This is a genomic window from Paenibacillus sp. MAHUQ-63, assembly GCF_028765165.1.
In the GTDB taxonomy this organism is placed as follows: domain Bacteria; phylum Bacillota; class Bacilli; order Paenibacillales; family NBRC-103111; genus Paenibacillus_E.
In genome coordinates this window covers 1,255,508-1,279,683 of record NZ_JARADB010000003.1, presented here as the reverse complement: position 1 = coordinate 1,279,683, position 24,176 = coordinate 1,255,508, and the positions used below count along the sequence as shown (strand labels likewise).

The following is a 24,176-nucleotide window of genomic DNA, read 5'->3' as shown; positions in this document are numbered from 1 at the left end:
ATGAGAGCATCCACCGTACGTGCCGTTCGTAAAAAAGTGTTGATCTATGCAATCGTCGTTATCGGCTTAATTTGGACATTGTTTCCGGTCTATTGGATGGTCAAAACATCGTTCACCCCCGACGCGCTTATGTACGATGCCAAACCTTCCTTGATCCCGACCGAGGTAACCACGAAGCATTATAAGGATCTATTTAGCCAAACGGAGTTTATGACCAACCTGAAAAACAGCTTAATCGTTTCCCTGCTTGCCACGTTGATCTCGCTGCTCATTAGTATTTTCGCTTCTTACAGCCTGACCCGCCTTAAGTTTCGCGGTAGGAAATTTATTACGAGAAGCATTATTATATGCTATCTGATGCCGGCAGCGGTGCTGTTTATCCCGATGTATGTACTGGTCAGCAAGCTCGGCTTTGCAGACAACAAGTATGGTTTGCTGATCATTTATCCGACTTTTATTGTCCCCTATTGCTGCTACATGCTCCTTAGTTACTTCAAAGCCATTCCAGGTTCTTTGGAAGAAGCGGCACTGATCGACGGATGCACACGAATGCAAACGTTATGGAAGATTATTTTCCCCATTGCTGCTCCAGGTATAGCTGTGGTGGCGACCTTCGCCTTCACCATGTCTTGGAATGAGTTCTTGTATGCGCTCGTTGTTACGACGAGTCCAAGCCAGCTGACGGCGATGGTTGGTATTGCAGGTTTTAAATTCTCCGATTCCTTCATTTGGGGATTGCTCATGAGTTCTTCGGTGATCGCATCAATCCCTGCTTTAATTTTGTATCTCGGCGCCCAAACCTTTGTCATCGGCGGACTTACTGACGGAGGCGCTAAATACTAAGCTATAGGGTTCCTGTACGTCAGGTCATCCGGAGTAATCCGGCTGACCTTTTTCTCTATGATTCTCTGAAATATGAGCTTATAATATAGCTATATGAAGCAGTACCACAATACAACATCTCTGGGGGATTTTACATGAATCATAAGAAGCAAAGTCTCTTCTCTTTGTTGATGATTGGTCTTGTATTTTTGTCTGGTTGTGGTAATGGCGATTCCGTCAATCAGGCTCTAGGAGCTGCGAACGAAACGAATAAAGGCGGAGCTTTGACCTTATGGATGTTTAATACGGATATTTATTTGAAGCCGGCTGCCGAAGAGGTAGCCGAAGAGATGAACATTAAGCTGAACTATGAATTTATTAATCCCGAACGGTATAAGACCAAAATCAAAGTAGCTATTTCGGCAAACGAGCTGCCTGATGTATTCTCGCAATACTTAGGTAAATCGGAACGGGAATTAATTCTGAATGCCAATGTGGCGGCTCCGTTAAATGATGTGTTGGCCTCAACAGGGCTGGAATCCAAATTTGCTCAAGGGAGTTTGATTCAATCGGGGAACGGGAGCATTTATTCCGTACCTTACCGTCCCGAGCATTCGCAAGTCGTTGTCTATAATAAGAAGCTTATGGCTAGTCTCGGCATTCAGCCACCGAAAACATGGGATGAACTTCTTGCCGTGATTCATGCTGCGAACCGCAACGGAGTGGTTCCGATCGCCTTAGGCGGCAAAGACCGCTGGCCGGGAGATATCATCTACAATACATTAGTGCTGCGCGAGGATCCGAATGCTTTCAACCGAGCGCTTCAACATGAGATCAAATTCACCGATAAGCCATTTGTAGATGCCGCCGACAAAGTCATTAAGTTGGTGCAGGCAGACGCGTTTCAGCAAGGATTTTTAAATCATAGCGATCTTGAAGCTCGCGATCTGTTTTACAAAGGTAAAGCGCTAATGCTTATCAACGGCTCTTGGATTTTCAATAAAGCCATCTCAAGCTTAGGCGACGATTTGGGATATATCAAGTTTCCCCAGACAGGAGCGGCAGCGGATCCATTCTCTACGAACACCGGGGAGCGAAGCAGCTCGCCTTACGGGCTGTTCGTCAATGTCCATTCCCCGCATTTGCCGCAAGCTAAGGAATTCGCAATCCGGTATTCGCTGAAAATCAATCACGAACTCGTCAAGCTTGGTCAAGCTCCTTATGCAGAATCGGAAGCGAAAACAGAAGGAAAAATCAACGATGCTTATGCGGAGTATGTGAAGGATTTCAAAAACTTCAAATTCATCCAATCGTATTGGTATAGTACAATGACAACGTCTAAAGGGGAAGAGTATCGGGATTTGAACCAGAAATTGTATACGGGAACATTGTCATCTTCGCAGTATACAGAAAGTATGGAGCAAATTATGAGGAAGCCGTAAGCGGAGGGTTCACCGCGATTTTTCTGGAGGGGATAGGTATTAAAGCGCTCCGATATTTTCAAGACATGCCCATTCGCAAAAAAATTCAGCTCATTAATGTGATCATCATTTTACCCAGTATCGTTTTTCTGACCATAACGCTTTATCAAATGACGCTGCATCAAGCAGAGGAGCGGGCTCTTCGCAGCTCGGAACAAAAGATTGGACACATAACGAACACGATTAACACCTTATTTAATGATATTGAAAATTTCTCAAAGCTCTCAATGATCAATAAAACGTACCAATCCGTATTGATGGACACGAATGATGTGAACAGCGAGCTTCAGAAGCTCGACGACATACAATCGATGTATGCAAGCTTGAATTCAATGGTTGAATCCAACCCTTACATTGACTCCGTTGTCATTCAATCGACGAGTGGTGAAAAAGTTTTCTATTCGGACAATATGTCGAATGTGACCGGTTCCTCGATGAATGACTATCCTAAAGAACAGCTGATCGATGCGAAAGGCACAGCAGTCTGGATTGAAACCTTCGAGAGTACGTTTCTTGTGAATGATCAGCATAAGAGCTTACTGTCTATAGGCAGACGAATTATCAATATTGATAATGGGCTCCTCATGGGCTATATCTATATCAACATCGACGAGCGAAAGTTATCCCATATTTACAGCAATGACGACCTAAGGAGCAATATTATGATCGTCAACGCCGAAGGTAAGATCCTTTCGGCTAATGATGCTGATATCGTTTACCAGTCTACGCATGACTTGTTTGGCCGGATGATTGTGGATCGAAACGGCTCAACGATTTTCAATAATGGAAAGACGAATCTGCTTGTTTCTTCTAAAGCTATGGATAAGAACGGGTGGAGAGCCGTCTATGTGGTTCCAACCAAGGAATTGATGAAAGATCAGTGGGAAATCACCTTGTTTATTTTAGGGTTTGGCCTGACAGGATTGCTTTTGGCGCTCATCCTTTCCACTATTTTTTCCAAGTGGCTCACTAATCCGATTATGCAGCTAAGCAGAGCAATGACAGCGGTTGGAGACGGCAAGCTGCATACGCGGACAATTGTTGCTTCGAACGATGAAGTCGGCCGTTTGGCTTATAAATTTAATGAAATGGTAAGCCGGATTCAAGACCTGATGCACACCATTAATCATGAAGAGAAGCAAAAGCGAAAGCTGGAGCTCCAATTATCATATTCGCAGATTAAACCGCATTTTCTATACAACACTTTAGAAATGATTCGATCTATGGCCTTAATGAAACAAGCTCATGATATCGGCAAGGTCGTCAAATCGCTCGGCGATTTTTACCGGATGTCGCTTAATCGAGGGCAAGAGATCATTCCGGTGTCTCAGGAGAGGAAGCATCTCGAAAGCTATCTCTATATCCAAACCATCCGATACCAGCATATGCAGTACAGGATTGAATTCGATAGCAGAATCGAGGGATGCTGGATTCCGAATATGCTGCTGCAGCCGCTTGTGGAAAATGCGATCTACCACGGACTGAGAGAAAAGCAGAATGGCGCTCTCTGTGAGATTACCGGTGGCATGGAAGAGACGAATGGCTTGAAGGTCCTATGTTTCAAGGTGAAGGATAACGGGAACGGCATGAACGAGGAGAAACTCCAGCGAATTTGGCGGCACGAGCCATCCCATCATGGTTTGTCCAGCTTTGGCATCAACAACATACAGGAACGTATCAGGCTTCGTTACGGGCAGCCATTCGGTATCACGATGATCTCGCAACCGGGAGAAGGTGTCGAAGTACAGCTGCGGATTCCTGTTTTCTTCGAAAAATCTGAGCTTGAGGAGAGGCGGTAGCTCTCTATGAACCCGAAATTACGCGTATTGATCGTTGATGATGAATATTATTTCCGTAAGCTTCTGATCAATTTGATTGATTGGGAGGCTCTCGGGTACACCATCGAGCAAGAAGCAGAGAACGGTTCCCAAGCTCTGGAGCTTGCGCGACAAGAGCAATATGATTTGATCCTCGCTGATATTAACATGCCGGGCATGACTGGATTAGATTTCGTAGAAGCATTAAGATCTTCGCATATTGCGACAAAAGTGATATTTATAACAAGCTACGATATATTCGAGTATGCACAGGCTGCGATAACGTTAGGGGCGTCTTACTATTTGCTAAAGCCCGTCGATGAAGATGAGCTTAGCCAAGCTTTAACGGAAATTCGCCAAGAGCATTTACAGGACATGCAATCCTCTCTTAACGTTAAAGATCTGAAGGAACAAGTAGAACGATCGAAGCCCTTGTTAAGAGACCATTTTGTCCGTCAACTTCTGCTTTATGAGCCGTCAGACAGTCCGGAGACGCTGTATCGGCATGCCCAGTATTATGACATTCCGCAGCATGCGCAAGGATATGCCGCCTTTGTCGTCGAAATCGATGAGCTAAATGTTCGTTATACCAAGGAACAAGAGCGGCAGCTGTGGCGATTTGTGGTTAAGAACATTTTACAGGATACCTTCGAAGCGTCGGGTATTTATTGCGCGGTGATCGACGGAGAGGACAAAAAGATTGCAATGTTGGTCGGGCACAGCCATGCTCAGGACCAAGCGTTAATTGAGCTTTGCGACCAAGCCCGCAGCTTCATCGATCAAAGAATGCATCTTGGCGTTACGCTCGCTTTGGGGCAAACGTATGAAAGTTTAAGCCAAGTGCACCTCTCGTATTCGGAGGCGGTGTATGTCTTAAAATATAAATTTACGAAAGGCGGCAACCGGGTTATCACATACGCGCAAAATCAAGAAGAACCGGTAGAAGCCGTCTTCTCTCTTCCAATAGATCGAACGGAATGGATAACGGCCATTCGTAATAAGAATCGGGAAGCGATTGCCGAAAAAATCGACAAAGTTTGTTCAAGACTCGTCATCAGTCAGGCGAGCAAAGAGATCGCTGTATTCGTCTTGATGGAGTGTGTTTCGCTCGGCAGCGCCGTCATTCTGGAACGTGGGGGCACGCTGCCGAGCGGATGGATGACGGACCGTCATCCGTTGTTTAGGCAGATGCATAGCCTGGAAACCATCTCCGGGTTGCAGCAGTGGCTCCAGCTCTTTTTTAAACAAATTGTGTTTACAGAGCTGGATAACTATTTGGCGAATTTCAAAGGTTCCGATATCGTAAGTAAAGCCATTGCGTATATTGAAGAGCACTTTGCCGAGGAGTCGTTGACGTTACAGCAAGCAGCTCGCAGTATATGCGCCAACCCGAGCTATCTAAGCCATATTTTCAAAAAGGAAACAGGAAAATCGTTTACGGAATATTTATCCGATTTGCGGCTGGATCGCGCTATGGAGATGCTGAGAGATGTGCCGCCCGAAGGGCTGGTCTCGCTTAAAATTGTCGACGTCTCGCAAAGCGTAGGCTACTCGGATCCCTACTATTTTAGCAAGTGCTTCAAAAAGAAGTTTCAAATCGTCCCAAGCAAAATCATTCAACCATGACGAACAAAGCCCTTAACTTCCAGGAGGAAGGCAAGGGTTTTTCTTATTGTATGGATTCAAAAAAATTTACGGATGTGCCCAAAAATATTCCATTCAGTCTCAATCCCCGCGTGATTATAATTAAAAACGAGAAGAAATACGTATGTGAGGGGGATGTATAAACCTATGAGTGATTTCAAGCTGAATGGGAAGGTTGCACTCATTACTGGCGGCTGCCAGGGACTTGGGCTGGAGTTCTCTCGTGCGTTAGCGGATGCAGGCGCAAGTGTCGTTGTGACAAGCCGGGATGAGCGCAAAGCGCAATCGGCAGCGGATGCGATTCGCAAGGAAACAGGCAGAGACACGCTGGGGCTTGCCGCAGATGTGACGGACTTTCGGCAAATGGAAGCTATAACTCACACAATCGTGAACACCTTCGGGCGTTTGGATATTTTGATTAATAATGCCGGAGTTAATGTGCGCAAACCGATTCTCGATTATGACGAACAGAGCTGGGATCTTGTTCAGACGACGAATTTGAAAGCGCCTTTTTTGTGCGCCAAAGCGGTCGTTCCGCAAATGATCAAACAAAAATTCGGAAGAATTATAAATATTGCCTCCATGCTGGGGACGGTGGCCCTCCCTGAACGGTCCGCTTATTGCTCCAGCAAAGGCGGATTGATCCAATTGACGAAGGTCATGGCGCTTGAGTGGGCTGAGCATAACATAACGGCCAACGCCGTTTGCCCGGGGCCTTTTGCTACGGACATCAACCAAGCTGTCATTAACAATCCGGATGCAAATCGATTTTTCTTGGATCACCTGCCAATCAAGCGTTGGGGGGAGCCTAAGGAGTTAACAGGGCTGATGGTATATCTGGCCTCAGATCTGTCCAGCTTCATGACGGGCTCGGCGATCGTGATTGACGGCGGTTGGACATCTGAATAAGGATCCAAAAGGAGGCATATGCATATGAGATTCGGACTTACGGCTTACGGAACTGTTTATGCGATGGGCATTCACCCGGCAGCCGACCGGAAACGCATTACGGCGAAAGAGCTGCTGCAGATGGCCGAGTCATACGGGCTTCAGGGCAGCGAAATTCCGTACGATATTTTGCAAAGCACCGATGCCGACGAAGCGGCCGAATATGCACGTGACAAAGGGCTGTTCATAAACGTTGCCACCGGAGGATTTGATCCCGGCCACCTCAAGGATGCGCTGCAGATGGCTGACCGGGTTGGCGCCCTTACGGTGAGAACGGTTGTGGGCGGGGCGAAGTTCGGCGGGGACCGCAGACATATGGTTGGCTCCTGGCAGCCTTTCTTGCAATCTATCCTTCGTTCTTTCCAGGAAGTGATGGATTCTGCAAACCCGGCAGGCGCTAATTTGGCTGTGGAGAACCACCAGGATTTGGCTTCTGAGGAATTGCTTTGGTTATGCGAAAACATCAGTTCGAAGAAATTTGGCATCACGCTCGATACAGGCAATCCGCTGGCCACGGCCGAGGAGCCGGTCGAATTTTTTCGCCGGGTAGCCCCCTATGTGAAGAATGTCCATCTCAAGGAATATGCCATTTATTCCTCCGAAGAAGGATACCGCTTAGTGAGGAAGCCGTTAGGGCAAGGGGTTATCAACTTTCCCGAATTGCTGGGAATTTTTGACGAAGTGAATCCGCAGGTTACGATGTCGGTCGAACACGGTGCTTTGGAAGCGAGGCATGTACGTGTGCTGCAGGAAGATTTCTGGAACGAATACCCGGAACGTTCGGCACGTCAGCTCACTGGCCTGCTGCGGTTTGTCAAGAATCATGCGAGAAATAATGGGGATTGGCAAACACCTTTCGAGAAGGGCGCACCGGCTGATGTCATCGCCGCATACGAGTTGGAAGAATTGAATGCCGGCATAACTTATTTATCGAGCATCATCAAGCGTTATGCATAACGCACTAATCCCATGAGGTGATCAGGATGACATGGATCGATCTGACAGGTAAAAATGCTCTTGTAACCGGTTCCAGCAGAGGTCTTGGAAGGCAATACGCTGTTGATTTAGCGCGTGCGGGCGCTAATGTCATTATTCATGATGTGAATGAAGCGGCAGCGGCGCGCTTTAATGAGGCGCCGTCCGGCAGTGCCGTAGCGCAGGAAATCGCTTCTAAGCATGGCGTGAAGGCACACTTTATCGCGGCGGAATTGTCCGATCCGGAGCAAGTCAAAGCGCTCATAGAGCAATCTATTGCAGCGCTCGGCTCGCTGGATATTTTAGTGAACAATGCCGGGGGAGACATCGGCATGCGTACGCCGCGTCCGGATCCCAATGATGCGTTGGATATTTCTGTGGAGGATATTCGTTCCGTCGTAGATCGTAATTTACTGTCAACCATGTATGCGTGTAAATTCGCAGGTCTCCATATGCGTGAACGCCGCTGCGGTAAAATTGTGAACGTTGGCTCGATTGCCGGTCATCTTCCCGTTCGCGAGGGGATCATTTATGCAGCAGCCAAAATGGGCATCTCGCAATATACGCGCAGTTTAGCTGAGCAGCTGCGGCCGTACGACGTGAACGTTAACTGTATATCTCCAGCTCCGACCTACACAGCTCGTTTTCTGGCGACGCGAACGGTCACAGAGCAAGATGACCGCTCGCGCTTGCAGAAAGTTGCCCAGCCTGAGGATATGTCGGATATCGTAATGTTCCTGTGCGGCCCGCAATCCGATGCGTTAACGGGCGAGACGATTGTTTGTTGGAAATAATGCGTTGAGCGAGGGGGGATTGCGTTGAGCGATGCATGGACATATATTATGGGTCAGGAAGATCACGAAAGCTACCGATTGCAAACCCATGCAGCGGGTCCCCAAGGCTCGCTGCCGTTGACGAGCGACATGCTGCTCAACTGGCCGAGCGGCGATTTGTTCGGCTTGAGCCAGAACGTCGGCATGGGTTGGCAGCCGGACCGTTTGAACGGGAAGCAAGTGCTCATTCTCAGCACACAAGGCGGTTTACGCGCAGAGGACGGTACGCCTATCGCCCTTGGATATCATACCGGCCACTGGGAAGTCGGCCTTCTCACGAAAGAGGCGGCGCTAGAGATTACCGAACTTGGCGGAGTTCCGTTCGCAGGCTATGTGAGCGATCCTTGCGACGGGCGTTCGCAAGGCACGACGGGGATGTTCGATTCGCTGCCGTATCGCAACGATGCCGCTATCGTGTACCGGAGGCTCGTGCGATCCTTGCCGACACGCAGCGGTGTGATCGGCATCGCGACTTGCGACAAAGGGCTTCCTGCTACCATGATCGCTCTTGCCGGTATTCATGATTTGCCGGGCATTATCGTCCCTGGGGGTGTAACTTTGCCCCCCACCAACGGTGAAGATGCCGCCAAGATTCAAACGATTGGCGCCCGCTATTCGCAAGGGCAGATTTCGCTGCAGGAAGCGGCGGATATGGGCTGCCGTACCTGCGCCACCCCAGGCGGCGGCTGTCAGTTCCTTGGAACGGCAGCGACCGCGCAGGTCGTGGCGGAGGCGCTGGGCATGTCTTTACCGCATTCAGCGCTGGCCCCGTCAGGGCAGGCGCTCTGGCGCAATATCGCCAGACAGTCCGCGAGAGCCATCTATTGGATGCAGGCGAAAGGCATCCATATGAGCCATATCCTAACCGATGCGGCCATCAACAACGCAATGGTCGTTCATGCTGCGTTCGGCGGTTCAACCAATTTGCTGCTTCACATCCCGGCAGTTGCCCATGCGGCAAAATGCCGCATCCCGGACGTGACCGATTGGAACCGAATCAACAAAAGTGTGCCGCGCCTCGTAAGCGTGCTGCCGAACGGTCCGGAATATCACCCGACGGTTCGCGTATTTATGGCTGGAGGCGTGCCGGAAGTCATGCTTCACTTAAGGAAGCTGGGGCTGCTTGATGAATCGGTGACAACGGTGGCTGGCGAGAGCCTCGGCGTCCTCTTGGATTGGTGGGAATCCTCGGAGCGGCGTCATCAGATACGCCGGCATTTGAAGGAAACGGACGGTATTGATGCGGATGATATTATTATGAGCTCAGCCAAGGCCAAGAGCAGGGGGCTTACGTCCACAGTGACATTTCCTATCGGAAATATTGCTCCTGAGGGCTCAGTCATTAAATCGACCGCCATTGACCCTGAAGTTGTAGGAGAAGACGGTGTATATCACCATACCGGACGCGCGAAAGTATTTACAACGGAGAAATCGGCAGTTAAAGCGATAAAAGACGGCCGCATTTCCGAAGGCGATATTATGGTGCTAATCGGCAGAGGGCCGTCCGGTACAGGCATGGAAGAGACGTATCAGCTTACCTCGGCATTAAAACATCTGCCCTTCGGCAAATATGTCACATTGCTTACGGATGCCCGGTTTTCCGGCGTATCGACGGGGGCATGCATTGGCCATATAGGTCCTGAAGCGCTGGCGGGCGGACCGATCGGAAAGCTGTGTAACGGGGATTTACTAGAAGTGAAAATCGATATAACCCGGCTGGAAGGAACCGTCCACTTTATCGGTCAAGGAGAAGAGCGTTTTAGTCCTGAGGAGGGAGCTGCCATACTGGCCAAACGTTCGTCCCACCCTGAGCTCTCGCCTGATCCTAAGCTGCCGGATGATACTCGTCTATGGGCAGCGCTGCAAGCGGCAAGCGGGGGGACGTGGCGGGGGAGCGTTTACGATGTCGATCGCATTATTGAAGTACTAAATGCCGGACATACGTATTTGGACATGCTGGAACGCGAGCGGAAAAATAGCGGAGGCGGTAACAGCCATATGGAGCATCTTGGCACATAGCGGCAATAAACCAGAATGTGGCTGTCCCAAAGTCATAGATGAGTTTGGGACTCCTTTCTTCATTTAATATATCCTTGATAATGCTGTTCCTCCTAGTAGAAACTAGCGAAAGTAAAATTAGGCGTTCACTCTATTGGGTGAACGCCTATTATATTTTTATTAATTAAGGAAGCAGAGCTCCATAGTCGTATGAAAGCCAGCTAAGTTTTGCCATCATAGACAAAGGGGCATGAAAAATAGCGATCAAAAATGAGGACATTGATCATAGGCTAAACTGTAGGCGCCCTATTTGTCCTATTCGTACAAGTCCTCGATATTTAACATGACGCCGTTATAGGTAGCATATCCGTAACTCTTAGGCTTGCCGTCAACATCTGGTCCAAATAACAGCTTAGCAGGATTGGATCCAAAAGCTACTCCGAAGGTTGCCCTAAAATTCATTACCCCCTGCTTTTCGCCGGTCAATTGAATGTTCGCTTCATATCGGCTTTCACCTAAATAATTATAATTTGCCTTCTCGTACCCATTGTAGAAATTGACGCCATCATCACTAAAGTTTACATACTGTGTGTCTGAATATCCTGTGAAATTCGGGGAACTATGATTAAGTATAGAAATATATCCAGAATATTTTCCTGCAATTTTCCCTTCTACAGGGGAATCATTAGAATTTAATACAGACAGGTCTTTGATGCCATAAGGAATGTTATCAGTCGTTTTTTTAATAGGTATAGGCTTCCCTGGCTTATAATCCAGAAGATCCACTTTCTGAAGCCTCATTTGTAAATCGTTACTCCCCCTAAAACCCTCCCCCCACATGGCACGTTTTCCGTCCGGATGCCAAGACATTGGGGAGTAGTACACCCAATTTTCATCAGTTGTGAGTTGTACTCCTTGATATCCCGGTTGTTGCATTGAACGGTTAATATCAATTAATACCGGTCCAATGTTGCCATGCCTGAACTTGCGTATACCATCTACTGCATATTGGTATAGAATCCCGTTAGGAACAGCGGAGGTCTTTACGCCGTACGGCCGTGGCAAGAGTCCAAATATGGCGGGGTCTGTATGTTTTGAAAATCTCGTGCTCATTACGATTCCCAAACGTTCATCTGGAGAGAATATAGTTGTTTCATCATATCCAGGTGTTCTTGTGATTTGATTAACATTCCCTGTATTCAAATCCTGCAAAATCGAATCCGTTGTACTAAAATCCCTTGCTCCTGCAATGGATATTGCATTTCCTCCATTTACAAATTGTTTAACTTCACCACCTCGCACTGCAAGTGGAATAATAAATCCCGGATTATTCGGGTCATTTTTAAAACTTTGCACAGAACTAATGATTTGCACGTTTTCGAGAACATAATTATCCTTTTTACGTTCCAAGACACCAATAAGGGATGCAGCATTCCAACCAGGCATGAGTATAGTCCAACTCATATGTTTGTTGTCAGGTGCAATAATTATTTCTGACCAATAGGTTTCTGGATTATCTGTAATGGCCGAAGGGTAAATGATGGGGATTAGGTTGGTTTTGTTGCATTTGTCAATATTAGGTATGCACTCCAGTACATAATCACCCAATAAGACTCGTTTATTATCCTGAAATGGCATATATCGGATGCGCTTTGTCGGTATTACACCAGAATATATAACTTGGAAATCAGTTCCATCATCGTTGAGAACAGCCATATTATAAAAATCGGATATGTTGAGATCGTTATCTGTTTTATAAGACACGAGTACTTTTCCAGAGTATGTATAGGTGCCAGAAAGGTTTTTATTTGCAAAAGATGGTAAGGGGATGGTGCTTATGTTTATTCTTCCGATTTCAGCATTGCTGGTTTCCGATCTAGCAGTGTCGGAGACGCCATCTGAAGCAAATACCGGTGTTACCATTGACAACAAAAGACACAGAATAGTTAAAATGAAAATCAGACCTTTTTTCATAGTTTCGCCTCCAATTTAGTGATTCTATCCCAAATTACAATGAATCTAGCCAGAGAACTTAACTCTTCCTCATTTTGTATCACCACCCTCCTTTTAGTTATGCAGGCATGAAGGACTTGAACATGAGCGTTTGTATCCGCTTACAATTAACAATATATTACTTTCAGTAGAAACCTCAACAGGTCTTTTTTACGTTTTTCCATAGTCATTTTTAAGATAAAATCGAAAAAATCATAAAAATGACGGGGCAGAAACGTACAAATGCCCCTTTGATATATAAAGAGTATTAAAGTATATTTTGTGTAAGCGAATACAAAAGGTGCTGCTTTATATCTGTATTGAAACTCAGGAACAAATGAGTATCCACCTTTTACATAAGTTTCTTCGGTAGCGTCGTTACTTCTAGATATGTACAATAACAAGAGAAGACGCAGCAAAGGAAGGGTCGAATAGGATGGGAAATAGTTGGAGACGACGGGCAATTTTAATAATAAGGAATATGAAGTTCCAAAACAAACTAATGGCAGGCTATCTTCTGGCTTGTCTACTCCCTCTCCTCTGTGTAAGCGCCATTATATTTCACCAATCGGCAGCTAGTCTGGAGAATTCCTCACAAGAATTCGCTGCTTTGTACACGTCACAAATTAAAACTTCCTTAAATGACTTTGTGAAAGAATATGATAAGGTCACGAAGTCGGTTCTGGTCGATAACAAATTGATTTACAGTCTCGGAGATAAACAAAGTTTATCCATGAACGAGTTGGTTAACCAAAGTGTTGCTGTTCAGAGCATGCTGATGAGGGTTACCTTGCTCAAATCGGAAATCAGTACCGTGATGCTGGTCAGCCGAGATGACAGCGTCTATCAATATACGACGGCAACGAGCAGAGTGAATAGGGAAGCACTATTATCCCAGGAGTGGTACAAGCAACTTCGCAATTCAGCCGAGCCGTTTTTTATTACCGGGTTGCATGACCGATCCTATTATGAGGATAAAGGATCAGGAGCCGTCGTGACGGTAGGAAGGGTGTTGTACAGCTCGGGAGGAGCGTATGCGGGCCTCCTTCTCATTGACTTGGATCCATTCGCATTGCTGCAGCTTGATCACGAATTCGTCTTGGCCCGGGATAAATATGGGATGAGTGTCATCATAAGTAATCGTCAAGGAGAAGTCGTTTATCATTCCGGTGCGGCCAGCGGCCAGTTGTCATGGAAGCAGGTTCTCGAACCCGGCTTCGAAGACTTCAAGAATAATGGAGTCGAAGATCGGATTATTTTATCCGGAAGTACCGATCATGGAAATTTGTTAATTAAAACGGAGATCCCGCGCGCAAAGCTGCTGCAGAAAATTAACCAGATCAAAGGAATGACCGTGATCGTCATTCTATTGAGCAGTCTGATCCTAACGCTCATCTCATTTGGATTAAGCTTTACGATCACAAGACCTATAAAAGCGCTACGTAGAAGCATGAAGCAGGCGGAAGCAGGCCAATATGTGCCCATAGAGAAAGAGCAGGCGGGTGACGAGATCGGAAGTCTGGTACACAGTTACAACAATATGATTTTAACGATTCGCTCCTTGATTAAAGACGTTTATATCGCGGAGATCAAACAGCGCCAAGCCAAATTCATTGCGCTCCAGAATCAGATCAACCCGCATATGCTTTACAATACGCTCGAATCGATTCGTATGAGAGCGCTGGTCAATGATGACGAAGAAGCAGCCGATATGATAGCGATTTTGGCCAGCATGTTTCGGCTTGCTTTAGGCAAGGAAGGCAGCCACCATTCGGTGAAGCATGAATTGGAATATACGGCTAATTATTTGCAGCTTCAAAATATCCGATTTGACAATATGTTTCAACTGAACATCAGAGTGCCCGAGGAGATGCTGAATTGCCATATCATCCCCCTTGTCATTCAGCCTATTGTGGAGAATAGCATCAATCATGGATTCCTGGACTACAGTCGGCAAATGCATATTGACATTGAGGGTGTCTGGACCGAAGAATGGGATATCCTTATCCGGATTACAGACGACGGGAGCGGTATGTCTTTACACAAGCAAGCCCAGCTGTTGACTTCTCTAGAGAATGCACAGTCGGACAAATACAAGCTCGGGGAGATCGATGAGCCAGGAAGTCAAGGGTTAGGCCTCAAAAATATCGCTGAACGCATAAAACTTCAATATGGAGATCGATATTATTTGACGATTCGTTCTGGCGTTGACCGCGGAACGATGGTTGAGATTTTAATCCCCAAGATTCAGGGGGATGTAGGGTGCGAAAATAGAAATGAGGTGCTGTGGGATGAGATTGATCTTGGTGGATGATGAGAAAGGCATTGTAAACGGGCTCAAAAAAATGATCGGTCGCTCTATTCCGGAAGTCGAGGTTGTTGGTGCGGCTTATAACGGTTTGGAAGGGTTCCAATTCATTCAAAAACTGCAGCCGGATATTGTCATTACGGATATTCGAATGCCGCAAGCAGACGGTCTCGACATGATCAAAATGTTGAAGGACGCGGGCAGCCTGACTAAATTCATTATCTTAAGCGGATATGCCGATTTTGAGTACGCTCGAAGAGGCATGCAGCTCGGCGTGCAATTCTATATTAACAAACCTGTGAATGAGAAGCAGCTGCGTGACTGCGTTCATCAGGTTATGGAGTCGATTCATAGGGAGAGGGAGAAGCTTCGAGAGGTTGACGATTTGAAGCAAGAGGTTCACAGCCGGATACAGGAGAACGCATTGCGGGACATTCTTGATCTCGGAAGCGATCTTACGGACCTTGTGGAAGAGCTTCTTCAGATTGCTCAAATCCCAACGGAAGGAACAAGCTTTGCTTGTTTCTTGCTTGAATTTGACGGTAATGTGGATGCCTTGAAGGAATTTGGACTTCAACCCGTCTTTTATCAAATAGACAGTGCCTTGAGTCAATACCGAAAAGTGTACCGGTTTCGTTACACAGGAGCTCAGGTGGCCGTGGTGATTGCTCATGAGGGATCCATCAAGTACGAAGAACTGATCCGGGCGATATCGGTTATGAAGGCAAAAGTATACCAGGAGTTAAACCTATCTATGACCGTAGGAATTGGTGCGCCTAAGAAGCAGGCATTCGAAGTCGGCCTATCCTTTGATGAAGCACGTCATGCATTAAGCTACAAAATTGTCAAGGGAGCCGGTGCCGTGATCCCGTTTCAAGAGATCGTGACTCTGACTGGACGGAGTCACTTTGTTCCTGAAGAGATGATAGCCAAACTGGAGGCTTGTCTCGAAAACATGGACGAAGTGGGTTGCGTGGACATTATCCGAGAGGTTTTTCGTCGGATGGAAGCGCAGGCTGACATAAGTCCGGCAGATCTCCAACTTCATTGCTTAAACATCCTTTTATCGAGCGTACGCAAGATGTCTTTCCAGCAGCTGCAGCAAAACGATTTCCTCAGCCGCCATATCCTGTCTTTAGAGGGCATCTCGCGGTTTCGGACGCTGGAGCATTTGGAGGAATGGATGGTAGAGGTGATCCGGGGAATAATTTCGTTCAAATTGAAGCATAATATTCCTAAGAAAAAGATCATCATCGCCGAGATTAAGGAATACGTTTCGACTCATTACAATGAGCCGATCAGCCTTGCCGATTTGGCCGCAAGATTTTTCATCAGTCCCCATTATTTAAGCCAGTTTTTCAAACAAAAAACGGGGGATACTTATGTGAATTTTTTGGCGGGGATTCGTATCGACAAAGCGAAAGAATTGCTTGAGAATACCGATTTGAAAGTGTACGAGATCAGTCATATGGTAGGCTACTCCGATTCACAGCATTTTGCCCGATTGTTTGAGAGGCTGACAGGGTGCAAACCGAGTGAATACCGTAAAAATCTTCCTAAAATATAAATGTCTTTGCAGATGACAACCATCGCTTAAAACATGTAAAGATTGCAACCATCGGCTAGAAAGCCGAATAGTAGCAATCTTTTTATTTGTCATTAAAAATGCCAACGCTCATTATCTGGATAATCTTGGGGTCAAATGGGCAATCTGGACACTCCAAGAGGAGTGGTTATTAAGTGGACCTTAAAAATGACCTGTTTTTACACATTTTTGACCCGTTGAGAGCTTTTCCACCAGAATGTATAGTAACTGTGTAAGCGAATTCAGCAACTAGATACTGGGGGGAACAAGTTGAAAGCAATGGCTTTACATCGAATGAAGGTATATTGGCCGCTGTATGTCATGGCGATTCCGGGGGTGATTTTTCTCTTAATTTTTAAATATATACCCTTGGCAGGTGCCGTTATCGCCTTTAAGGATTATTCGGTTTTCAAAGGTTTTATTGATAGTCCATGGGTAGGACTCAAACATTTTAAGACCCTGCTTCACCACCCCGACTTCGTCCGGGTGTTTGGCAACACACTGATGCTAGGATTTCTTAAGATTGTTATGGTCTTCCCAGTGCCGGTTCTGTTGGCGCTGATGATCAATGAAATTCGAAGATCTGCGCTGAAGAAAGGAATCCAGACTGCACTCTACATTCCGCACTTTTTGTCTTGGGTGATTGTTGCAGGCATCGTCTTCGACATCTTTTCTACCAGTGGATTGTTCAATATTGTTATGGGGTGGTTTGGTGTTGATCCTGTGCTTGCCATGCAGGAAAGCGCATACTTCAGGCCTATCTACGTGATTACATCTGTTTGGAGAGATGCAGGTTGGGGCACCGTGGTATATATGGCCGCGATCAGCTCTATCGACCCTCAGCTTTATGAATCAGCTATGATTGACGGCGCGTCCAAGTTCAAACAAATTCGACACGTTACGTTACCTCTTCTGCTGCCTACCGTGCTGGTTCTATTCTTATTGGAGATCGGTAACTTCATGGATCTAGGCTTCGATCAAGTTTTTAATCTTCTCACGCCGATGACTTACAACGTTGGAGATATCATCGATACGTATGTGTTCCGAGCAGGCATTCAGCAGGCTCAGTATAGCTTCGCTACCGCGGTAGGCCTGTTTCAATCGGTGATCGGTTTTATTCTTGTATTCATCTTCAATAAGCTATCGAAGAAGTTTTCGGATGGGGGGCTCTGGTAGACATGTTTGAATCGAGAGGGGAAAAAGCATTCGCCGCAGCCATAACGATTATTCTCATCCTGTTGTCAATCATTGCTCTCATACCGCTGCTGTCCGTGATCTCTACATCGTTTAGCTCCAAGAGCGCTGTCGATATGAATCTGGTAACGATTTGGCCGAAGCAATTTACGTTAGCCTCCTGGGGACATATGATCGATCGTCCCGACCTATGGAAGGCGTTCTTCTTAACGCTCGGTTCGACGGTAATCGGCACGATACTTGCGTTGCTGATGACCGCTTTGCTAGCGTACCCGTTATCGAAGACGGAGTTCAGCTGGGGACCCGTCATTATGATCGGAGTGGTGGTCGCGATGATTTTCAAGGCGCCTATTGTTCCTTACTTTCTGACGGTCCGGGGCATCGGGCTTTATAATAACCCGCTGGTCTTGATCGTACCGCACATATTGAATCCATTTAATTTGATCATCATGAGAACTTTCTTTAAGCAATTTCCTAAGGAATTGGAGGAGGCAGCTTTCCTTGAGGGCAGTGGATACTTCCGAATGTTGTTCCAATTCGTTATTCCGCTGTCCAAAGCGGTACTGGCGACACTCGCGCTATTTTACGGTGTCGTGTTATGGAATCAGTTCCAACACCCGCTCTTCTTCTTGCAAAATCCGGATTGGTTCCCGCTGCAGATCAAGATCCGGCAGTTCATCACCGACGATAACGTGATTATGGCGGGGCCCGTTACAATAGGGGATTTGAACTATAACGAACGTACATTGAGAGCTGCGACGGTTATCTTTGCTATTATTCCAGTTGTTTTGGTATATCCTTTCTTGCAGAAGTACTTTGTTAAAGGAGCCATGATTGGTTCTGTAAAAGGGTGAAACGTCATTACCGGTTTATAGGCAAACAGCCTTAAACATATTATTTTGAGGGGGAAATCATACATGAATATTAAAAAGATGGGGTTATTGTCAGTGGTAGGCGCCCTTGCGATTACTGCTGCAGGGTGTAGCGGGAATGCGAACTCATCAGCAAGTCCGTCTTCTTCCGTTCAGAACCAAACCACTAGTGGGAATGAGTCTGTTGATATTGAAGTATGGGGAACCAATGTCGGTTTTAAACCGATCACCAAAGACAGCAAGACGTATGAATTTCTTAAGCAGAAGCTTGGAGTTGGCGTGATTAACCCGTATGTGGAATGGGGGGGAGGCACAAACTACTTAAACCAGTTGAACCTGAAGATCGCAGCCGGCGAAACGCCTGATTTGTTTCTACCTTATGGGGGCACAGAAAGCACCTTGGCTCAAAACGGGGCTATCGCCGATCTGACCGACCTACTGCCCAAATATGCGCCGAATGTGTGGCAAGCTATTCCACAAGATGTTTGGAATGTCGTCAAAGCCAATGACCCTACTGGTCAGGGGAAAGTTTATTATATTCCTTTAGTCGTAGACTACGGAAGATACGCTGGCATGATTCGTCAGGATTGGCTGGATAAGCTGGGCTTACAGATGCCAAAGACACAAGAGGAATATGTCAAAGTACTTGAGGCTTTTCGGGATAAAGATCCCAATGGAAACGGACAGAAGGATGAGCAACCGACCGGCGGGCGTCAAGAGGCGCGATGGATGGACCATCTGTTTGCTATGTACGGCGTAGCCATGCTCGAAGGTTATCCGGATTGGGACTTGTACGACGGTAAACTGACTTATTCTGCGGTAACGCCGAATATGAAGGCTGCTTTGGAATTCGCTGCAAAATTGTATAAAGACGGATTATTGGACAAGGAAACACTTCTGAACGACAAGTCCAAGTGGGAGGGCAAAGTTAACGCGGACAAGGCTGGGAACTACTTTCAATGGGTGGAGACACTTAATCTTAACTTGGATGCATTGCAAAAGAACACTGGTGTGAAGGGCCAGTTCTCTATACTTCCCGTGCCAGAAGTCCAAGGATTTAAGGGCTTTTATACGCAGAAGAGAAGGATTGATCCACAATGGGTTGTTAAGAACAACAAGGACCAGACGAAACTGATGGCTACTTTAAAGCTGCTTAACAATATGTACGATAAGAAGATTTGGAAGGATCTTTACCTTGGTGTAGAAGGAATGCACTATACGATGAAAGATGGAAAAGCCGTCAAGCTTCCGGAGGACAAGAGCACCCAAGAGAATATTGGGCTGTTTAATACGTCATCAAGTCTGGCGACACTTGACTTTACAATGGACATTCTGAAGAGTACCGCATCGGCAGACACTATGTGGGAGATTGATCAAACCGTCAAAAACATGCAAGAAGCTCAGAAATACGCCAAACCTATTGCCGGTGATGGCTTGCCGGCCACCATCTATGAGGGCTTCCCGGACATCAAAAATCGCACCTTGTATATCGAATACGCCAGCAAGATTATTACGGGGCAGTACCCGATCAGCAAATTCGATGAATTTGTAGACAAATGGAACAAGTCAGGCGGCGAAGAAGCAACGAAGCGCGCGAGAGAATGGTATGCGAAATTAAAAAAATAATCGATGAATCAAAAAATATCCGCCTTGCTTCGATTCGAAGACGGGCGGATATTTCAATAATAGGAGGCTAGCATGAGCAATCGACTTAGGGAAGTACTTGATGGTCAAGAACATAATTATATCCTTCCTTTTCTATGGCAGCATGGTGAGGAGGAGCAGGTAATCAGGGAAGAGATTGCCCGTGTTCATGAAGCCGGCATTGGTGCCGTTTGCGTCGAGGCGCGGCCTCATCCGGATTTCCTCGGTCCGAAATGGTGGACGGATATGGACATCATTATGGACGAAGCTCGAAAGCGCCGCATGAAAGTATGGCTGTTGGATGACGATCATTTTCCGACGGGACATGCTGCAGGGAAGGTGAAAGATGCTCCGGAAGAGCTTCATCGCAAGTTTTTGGGAGAGCGTTATATCGATACCGTTGGTCCTGCCCAAGGTACCTCTTTGCTGCTGGATACCCTGCTGATGAGTGGGCTTCGACCTACCTTCTCGCATAGCCGATACGCGAGTGGCATCAATAAGCTGATTTCCGTTGTTGCGGTCCGTCGAAATCCGTCTGATGGCGTACTACTCAGTGAAAGTGTAGATATCACCGACTTTGTGCAAGACGGGATCCTTTATTGGGATATACCTGACGGGTATTGGCGAGTATTTATTATTTCCGAAAATAAGGGGGGCGGCAGCCAGCAACAGGAGGATTATCTGAACCCGTTGGATCGTGATTCCGTTCGTATCCTGCTCGATACGGTTTATGAGGCGGTTTATACTCGATATAAGGATGATTTTGGGGAGACATTTGCCGGATTCTTTTCGGATGAGCCCGGATTTTACAATGATAAGACTACCTTTGACTTCCATTCGAAGCCTGGTAAAAAAGCGGTGCCGCTGCCATGGAGCAGCGAAATGCCGACTCTGCTTGAGGAGGCGCTGGGTGAGGACTACCGTAAGCACCTTTATCTTCTTTGGCATGATGGAGAAAGGTCCAATATCATACGTTATACCTATATGAATACCGTCAGCAAGCTCTACGAGGATAATTTTTGCAATCAAATCGGAGAATGGTGCAGGGCACGAGGGGTAGCATATATCGGACATGTGCTCGAAGACAACAACGTACATGCAAGGCTTGGCCCCGGCCCCGGCCACTTCTTCCGTTCGATGTGGGGACAAGACATGTCGGGCCTCGACGTGGTACTGTGGCAAATCGTCCCCGGGTTCGATGAATTGTCTTACAGCAAGCCGGGTGGAGATACAGACAGCGAATTTTTCCACTACGGTCTCGCGAAGCTTGGCGTATCGCTTGGACACATAGATCCCAAAAAACAAGGAAGAACGATGTGTGAAGTGTATGGGGCTTATGGCTGGGCGGAAGGCTTAAAGCTGATGAAATGGATTACAGACCATATGCTGGTCCGTGGAGTCAACTATTTCGTCCCACATGCGTTTACCCAGAAAGCTCTCGATCCGGATTGTCCTCCGCATCTGTATGCTAACGGTAAAAATCCGCAATATCGTTACTACAAGCATTTAAACCGGTATATGAATCGGATTAGTCATCTGATTTCAGGTGGAAGCCATGTGGCGACTGCGGCTGTTATGTATCATGCCGAAGCCGAATGGTCGGGGGAAGCGATGTTATTTCAGAAGCCCGTAAAGAAATTGATGCAACGTCAGATCGATTGTGAAGTGGTTCCCGTTGATACTCTTCTAAAAGCGGCATTCGTAAAAGACGGCAAGCTTCATGTAAATCTGGAGGCATACGATTGCCTGATCGTGCCCTATGCAGAAGCGCTTCCGGAGGAGATGATTCGGCGTTTGAACCTTCTTGCCGACCAAGGACTAGCCATACGATTTGTTGATGGAATGCCGTTTCGAGCCAGCGAGGGGAGAGAGGTTTCCAGCGAACTGTCTCGTCTTGCCGATCACCAGCATGTAAAGGTTGTAGCTTTAGACAAACTGGCGGAAGAACTTCATGCTGACGGACATTATGATATTAAAGTGGGCCAACACGAACCGTATCTGCGGAACTATCATTATGTGCATGACGGTTTGGATGTATTTATGTTTTTTAACGAACACACGCATCAAATAGTACGCACAGAGATTATTTTACCCATCGAAGGCGATGTTTATGCCTATAATGCTTTCCTGAATCAATTGACTCTTCTGCATACAATCAGGGAGGGAGATGCGACAACGGTGCAGCTTGAGCTTCATCCGTATGAATCCATCGTCCTGCTTCATGGAGCGGCTCTTGCAGAATTTGCTGCGTTCCCGCAGTACAAGACAGGTTCGGAATTTCAGCTGAAGGGAGAATGGACCGTAGCCACCGCTGAGGCTGAACATTATCCTCATTTCAAAGAATGGGGGACCTTGACGTCTTTAACGAATTTGAGCAAGCCTGATGGCCTGCCTCGATTTACGGGCACCTTTCGTTATGAAACGGAATTTGAGTGGAATGAAACAACAAACGATATTCTTTTAGATTTGGGCGAGGTTTATGAAACAGCGGAAGTCTGGCTAAACGGCGTGCAAGCGGGAGTACGCATCTGTCCGCCTTACCGCTTGGAGATCAATGGCCTAATTCGGAGGGGCACAAACAAGTTAGTCATTGAAGTAACGAATACGCTCGCGAAAGATCAGCATGATTTCTTATCGGCCTTCGCGCAGCAGGAACCGAGCGGACTTATCGGGCCTGTTCGGATAAATAGCATCAAAGAGTAAGGTATGGCAACCTATTGAAATAGGCTGAATTATGTCAGCAATACAGCAGTGGCAGCTCGTAAGTGCGCCGTAACTTGACGAAACCAAGCACCCATTTTCTTCTTTAAGAAAATGGGTGTTTTTGAGATATGCTTTCTAGCTTGTTGAGCCGTGCCAACATATCGAGCAATATTGGCCTCTACTTGTCTTGTTTCTCTCATAAGGACGACTGTTTGTTGGCGGGTTGCACACGGATTCCGTTCAGCTTGCGGAACATTATGTAGGAGGGAATAAGAATTACAATCGCTATTACACCTGCAATGCTTTCCGAAGGGTAGTGGCTGGCAATGTTTGACCAGACAGCCGAGATGGCATCAAAAGTAAAACCGGCATACGCCCACTCTTTTAATGTATTAAATTTTGGAACAAGCAACGCGATAATTCCCAGAAATTTTGCGATTCCAAGTATGTTCAAAAAGTACTCCGGATAACCCAACTTCTTGACAATCTCTACAGCTTGGGAAGCATGAGACAAATCTGAAAAAGCAGATATGAAGAAGTATACAGCAACAATGCCCGCAAGAATCCAATTGATGGTTTTAATATTTTTCATTTTAATAGCTCCTCGTTTTGTTTTTTCTTTCACCTTTATGCTATCAAGAAACGGAAGGAGGCAAATCTGCGAAAAGATAGATATTCACATAAGAACGATCATGATTTTTGGTGAAAGTTTACATGCTCTATGCCAAAAGTCATGTTTCCCGGAGTTTAATCCGCTGCCAGAGGCGGATGGAGTTCTTCCCGGGCATGGGTGCTGGTATTCGGACTGAAGCTCTTGGAAGACTCAGCTTCATTTTTATTTCCATCGCGGTATCGATTTGTATTATGCAATCGGTGATTAAGAGGCAGTTTCCTAATAACCCTGATTGATCAAAGGAGTTTGCGAGCAATGGGCGAACTATTAATATAACAAATCGGCTATGAAAGTATGGTGTAGTTTATGTCGATGACAGATAGCCAGTTCGATGAATACTTGGAATTTTGTTATGAACACTTAATGACCAGAAGTCAAGCAAAATTCAATTTAAAAATGATGGTAAAGTAATGCTTGAATTTAGCGTCGTTTTTATTGGTTCATGGTCAAGTAAAAGCAACACTTGGATGTGGGTGTGGGCCAACAACAGCATGACGGATCCAACCAAGGTACAGCCTTCAGTTTTGAAAGAATTAGAGTCCATCACAGGGTTTGGCATCTTTACGAAGGAATCCTTTAACTCAGAGCCGGCTACCTTGAGTTAATGAAGGAAAATAACCGAAGTAGGAAGATATAAAACGGATCGTTAGCGCTCATGATGGCAAATAACCCTCCTAAATTCCTTGG

16 protein-coding genes and 1 pseudogene are annotated in these 24,176 nt (G+C 46.4%); 15 read left to right on the top strand and 2 right to left on the bottom strand.

Features of this window, described 5'->3' with window-relative positions; all coding sequences use genetic code 11:
* The 8 genes from PUT07_RS21475 (at position 1) to PUT07_RS21440 (ending at position 10,539) form a co-directional block, all read left to right on the top strand.
* Positions 1–843, top strand: coding sequence for a carbohydrate ABC transporter permease (locus PUT07_RS21475; protein ID WP_274470487.1), 843 nt, complete (start codon positions 1–3; stop codon positions 841–843).
* 134 nt (positions 844–977) lie between these two features.
* On the top strand, positions 978–2,264 hold the full coding sequence (locus PUT07_RS21470) for an ABC transporter substrate-binding protein (RefSeq protein ID WP_274470485.1): 1,287 nt from the start codon (positions 978–980) through the stop codon (positions 2,262–2,264).
* Positions 2,265–2,329: 65 nt separating this feature from the next.
* Positions 2,330–4,102 (top strand): sensor histidine kinase, encoded by a 1,773-nt coding sequence (locus PUT07_RS21465; RefSeq protein WP_274470484.1) that lies wholly within the window; start codon positions 2,330–2,332, stop codon positions 4,100–4,102.
* 6 nt (positions 4,103–4,108) lie between these two features.
* Positions 4,109–5,746 carry a response regulator gene (locus tag PUT07_RS21460; protein WP_274470482.1) on the top strand — a complete coding sequence of 546 codons (1,638 nt, stop codon included), beginning with the start codon at positions 4,109–4,111 and terminating at the stop codon, positions 5,744–5,746.
* A 165-nt stretch (positions 5,747–5,911) separates the two neighbouring features.
* Entirely contained in the window at positions 5,912–6,673 is a 762-nt protein-coding gene (locus PUT07_RS21455; protein ID WP_274470481.1) for an SDR family NAD(P)-dependent oxidoreductase, read from the top strand.
* 24 nt (positions 6,674–6,697) lie between these two features.
* Entirely contained in the window at positions 6,698–7,669 is a 972-nt protein-coding gene (locus PUT07_RS21450) for a sugar phosphate isomerase/epimerase family protein (protein WP_274470480.1), read from the top strand.
* Positions 7,670–7,695: 26 nt separating this feature from the next.
* Positions 7,696–8,481: an SDR family NAD(P)-dependent oxidoreductase gene (locus PUT07_RS21445; RefSeq protein ID WP_274470479.1), complete on the top strand. Its 786-nt coding sequence runs from the start codon at positions 7,696–7,698 to the stop codon at positions 8,479–8,481.
* A gap of 24 nt (positions 8,482–8,505) precedes the next feature.
* Entirely contained in the window at positions 8,506–10,539 is a 2,034-nt protein-coding gene (locus PUT07_RS21440) for a YjhG/YagF family D-xylonate dehydratase (protein ID WP_379240217.1), read from the top strand.
* Between the two features lie 294 nt (positions 10,540–10,833).
* Here PUT07_RS21440 and PUT07_RS21435 read toward each other — a convergent pair whose 3' ends face one another.
* Positions 10,834–12,492 carry a hypothetical protein gene (locus PUT07_RS21435; protein ID WP_274470478.1) on the bottom strand — a complete coding sequence of 553 codons (1,659 nt, stop codon included), beginning with the start codon at positions 12,490–12,492 and terminating at the stop codon, positions 10,834–10,836.
* A 628-nt stretch (positions 12,493–13,120) separates the two neighbouring features.
* On the opposite strand from PUT07_RS21435, the gene PUT07_RS21430 reads away from it, so the two are divergent.
* The 6 genes from PUT07_RS21430 (at position 13,121) to PUT07_RS21405 (ending at position 22,816) form a co-directional block, all read left to right on the top strand.
* Positions 13,121–14,824, top strand: a complete 1,704-nt coding sequence (locus PUT07_RS21430) for a cache domain-containing sensor histidine kinase (protein WP_338000766.1) — start codon at positions 13,121–13,123, stop codon at positions 14,822–14,824.
* Positions 14,802–16,385 (top strand): response regulator, encoded by a 1,584-nt coding sequence (locus tag PUT07_RS21425; RefSeq protein ID WP_274470475.1) that lies wholly within the window; start codon positions 14,802–14,804, stop codon positions 16,383–16,385. Before PUT07_RS21430 ends, PUT07_RS21425 begins: the two co-directional genes overlap by 23 nt.
* A 297-nt stretch (positions 16,386–16,682) precedes the next feature.
* Positions 16,683–17,579: an ABC transporter permease gene (locus tag PUT07_RS21420; protein ID WP_274470921.1), complete on the top strand. Its 897-nt coding sequence runs from the start codon at positions 16,683–16,685 to the stop codon at positions 17,577–17,579.
* 2 nt (positions 17,580–17,581) lie between these two features.
* Positions 17,582–18,451, top strand: a complete 870-nt coding sequence (locus PUT07_RS21415) for a carbohydrate ABC transporter permease (RefSeq protein ID WP_274470474.1) — start codon at positions 17,582–17,584, stop codon at positions 18,449–18,451.
* A 63-nt stretch (positions 18,452–18,514) separates the two neighbouring features.
* The gene (locus PUT07_RS21410) at positions 18,515–20,095 is read left to right on the top strand and encodes an extracellular solute-binding protein (RefSeq protein ID WP_274470472.1); all 1,581 of its coding nucleotides are present in this window, start codon (positions 18,515–18,517) and stop codon (positions 20,093–20,095) included.
* A 72-nt stretch (positions 20,096–20,167) separates the two neighbouring features.
* Positions 20,168–22,816: a glycosylhydrolase-like jelly roll fold domain-containing protein gene (locus PUT07_RS21405; RefSeq protein ID WP_274470471.1), complete on the top strand. Its 2,649-nt coding sequence runs from the start codon at positions 20,168–20,170 to the stop codon at positions 22,814–22,816.
* A gap of 196 nt (positions 22,817–23,012) precedes the next feature.
* Here the strand turns inward: PUT07_RS21405 and PUT07_RS21400 are convergent, their stop codons facing one another.
* Positions 23,013–23,408, bottom strand: a complete 396-nt coding sequence (locus tag PUT07_RS21400) for a DoxX family protein (RefSeq protein WP_274470469.1) — start codon at positions 23,406–23,408, stop codon at positions 23,013–23,015.
* Between the two features lie 458 nt (positions 23,409–23,866).
* Between PUT07_RS21400 and PUT07_RS35640 the strand changes: the two are divergent.
* Positions 23,867–24,094, top strand: a pseudogene (locus tag PUT07_RS35640) (DUF6882 domain-containing protein); the annotation flags it as partial.
* Positions 24,095–24,176 lie beyond the last annotated feature (82 nt).

Coding starts and splice junctions, on each gene's coding strand:
- PUT07_RS21425 (WP_274470475.1), top strand. CDS start 14,802: ATGAGATTGATCTTGGTGGATGATGAGAAAGGCATTGTAAACGGGCTC.
- PUT07_RS21435 (WP_274470478.1), bottom strand. CDS start 12,492: ATGAAAAAAGGTCTGATTTTCATTTTAACTATTCTGTGTCTTTTGTTG.
- PUT07_RS21445 (WP_274470479.1), top strand. CDS start 7,696: ATGACATGGATCGATCTGACAGGTAAAAATGCTCTTGTAACCGGTTCC.
- PUT07_RS21455 (WP_274470481.1), top strand. CDS start 5,912: ATGAGTGATTTCAAGCTGAATGGGAAGGTTGCACTCATTACTGGCGGC.
- PUT07_RS21450 (WP_274470480.1), top strand. CDS start 6,698: ATGAGATTCGGACTTACGGCTTACGGAACTGTTTATGCGATGGGCATT.
- PUT07_RS21475 (WP_274470487.1), top strand. CDS start 1: ATGAGAGCATCCACCGTACGTGCCGTTCGTAAAAAAGTGTTGATCTAT.
- PUT07_RS21465 (WP_274470484.1), top strand. CDS start 2,330: ATGCCCATTCGCAAAAAAATTCAGCTCATTAATGTGATCATCATTTTA.
- PUT07_RS21400 (WP_274470469.1), bottom strand. CDS start 23,408: ATGAAAAATATTAAAACCATCAATTGGATTCTTGCGGGCATTGTTGCT.
- PUT07_RS21405 (WP_274470471.1), top strand. CDS start 20,168: ATGAGCAATCGACTTAGGGAAGTACTTGATGGTCAAGAACATAATTAT.
- PUT07_RS21410 (WP_274470472.1), top strand. CDS start 18,515: ATGAATATTAAAAAGATGGGGTTATTGTCAGTGGTAGGCGCCCTTGCG.
- PUT07_RS21470 (WP_274470485.1), top strand. CDS start 978: ATGAATCATAAGAAGCAAAGTCTCTTCTCTTTGTTGATGATTGGTCTT.
- PUT07_RS21415 (WP_274470474.1), top strand. CDS start 17,582: ATGTTTGAATCGAGAGGGGAAAAAGCATTCGCCGCAGCCATAACGATT.
- PUT07_RS21460 (WP_274470482.1), top strand. CDS start 4,109: ATGAACCCGAAATTACGCGTATTGATCGTTGATGATGAATATTATTTC.
- PUT07_RS21420 (WP_274470921.1), top strand. CDS start 16,683: ATGGCTTTACATCGAATGAAGGTATATTGGCCGCTGTATGTCATGGCG.